1 protein-coding gene is annotated in these 1,850 nt (G+C 72.3%); it reads left to right on the forward strand.

Translation table 11 applies throughout. From position 1 onward, the window contains the following. The first annotated feature begins 316 nt into the window (after window positions 1–316). Complete coding sequence (eno, locus tag L1885_RS27895) at window positions 317–1,612, forward strand: phosphopyruvate hydratase (RefSeq protein ID WP_235799925.1); 1,296 nt, start codon at window positions 317–319, stop codon at window positions 1,610–1,612. The last annotated feature ends 238 nt before the right edge of the window (window positions 1,613–1,850 follow it).

Raw genomic sequence — 1,850 nt, forward strand, 5'->3', positions numbered from 1 at the left:
GGTGCGGCCGGCGGTGAGATCCCGACGCGACGGTCCCGACCGCCCCCCGCGGCCCGGCCCCCAGTGGGCCGGGCCGCGGTGTCGTCCCCGGGGCGCCGCCCGCGCCCCCGACGTGCTCCGCGCGCCGGGGCGACCCCGCACACGGGGGCGCCCCACCGCCCATCTGAGGCGGGGGCCACCCGTGTGGGCGTCCGGTCCGTGGACGTACGGGCGTGGACACTGCCCGGGGCGGTTCCCGCCGCCCGCGCCGGTTAGGCTCATGGCGCAAGACTCCGGACGCAGACCCTGCGCTCCTCACGTCACCTTCCAGAAGGAGATGCTCGTGCCGTCGATCGACGTCGTCGTAGCCCGGGAAATCCTCGACTCCCGAGGCAACCCCACCGTCGAGGTCGAGGTCGGCCTCGACGACGGCAGCACCGGCCGTGCTGCCGTCCCCTCCGGCGCCTCCACCGGCGCCTTCGAGGCCCTCGAGCTGCGGGACGGTGACCAGAACCGCTACCAGGGCAAGGGCGTGGAGAAGGCCGTGCTCGCGGTGATCGAGCAGATCGGCCCCGAGCTGGTCGGCTACGACGCCACCGAACAGCGCCTCATCGACCAGGCGATGTTCGACCTGGACGCCACCCCGGACAAGTCCTCCCTCGGCGCGAACGCCATCCTCGGCGTCTCGCTCGCCGTGGCGCACGCCGCGTCCGAGGCCTCCGACCTGCCCCTCTTCCGCTACCTCGGCGGCCCGAACGCGCACCTGCTGCCGGTGCCGATGATGAACATCCTGAACGGCGGCGCGCACGCCGACTCGAACGTGGACGTCCAGGAGTTCATGATCGCCCCGATCGGCGCGGAGTCCTTCTCCGAGGCGCTGCGCTGGGGCGCGGAGGTCTACCACACGCTCAAGAAGGTCCTGAAGAACAAGGGCCTGTCCACCGGCCTCGGCGACGAGGGCGGATTCGCGCCGAACCTCGAGTCGAACCGCGCCGCGCTCGACCTCATCCTGGAGGCCGTGACCGAGGCGGGCTACGTGCCGGGCCGCGACATCGCGCTCGCGCTCGACGTCGCCGCGTCCGAGTTCTACAAGGACGGCAGCTACGAGTTCGAGGGCAAGACGCGCTCGGCCGAGGAGATGACGGCCTACTACGCGGAGCTCGTCGACGCGTACCCGCTGGTCTCCATCGAGGACCCGCTGCACGAGGAGGACTGGGCCGGCTGGAAGACCATCACCGACCAGCTCGGCGCCAAGGTGCAGATCGTCGGCGACGACCTGTTCGTCACCAACCCCGAGCGCCTCTCCCGCGGCATCGAGGAGGGCGCCGCCAACGCCCTGCTGGTCAAGGTGAACCAGATCGGTTCGCTGACCGAGACGCTGGACGCCGTCGAGCTGGCCCAGCGCAACGGCTTCAAGTGCATGATGTCGCACCGTTCCGGCGAGACCGAGGACGTCACCATCGCCGACCTCGCCGTCGCGGTGAACTGCGGCCAGATCAAGACCGGCGCCCCGGCCCGCTCGGACCGCGTCGCCAAGTACAACCAGCTGCTGCGCATCGAGGAGATCCTCGACGACGCCGCGGTCTACGCGGGCCGCAGCGCGTTCCCGCGTTTCCGCGGCACGGAGAGCTGAGAACCCCTCGTGTCACCGCGTCCCCGGCCACGGTCCCGTACCGTGTCCGGGGACGCGCACGTACGCACGCCGCGTGGATGTACGACGACGTGTCCGTACGGCACTGACAGGGGAGTGTGGCCATGGCACCGACCGGAGACCGGGACGGAGCGCGGGGCGGCGCCGGCGAGCGCCCGACCGGCGGCCGTCCCCGTGACCGCGCGCCCGGCCGGACGCCGGGCGCCGAGGCGGGAGTTCC

This window comes from Streptomyces fuscigenes, assembly GCF_021556455.1.
Classification (GTDB): domain Bacteria; phylum Actinomycetota; class Actinomycetes; order Streptomycetales; family Streptomycetaceae; genus Streptomyces; species Streptomyces fuscigenes.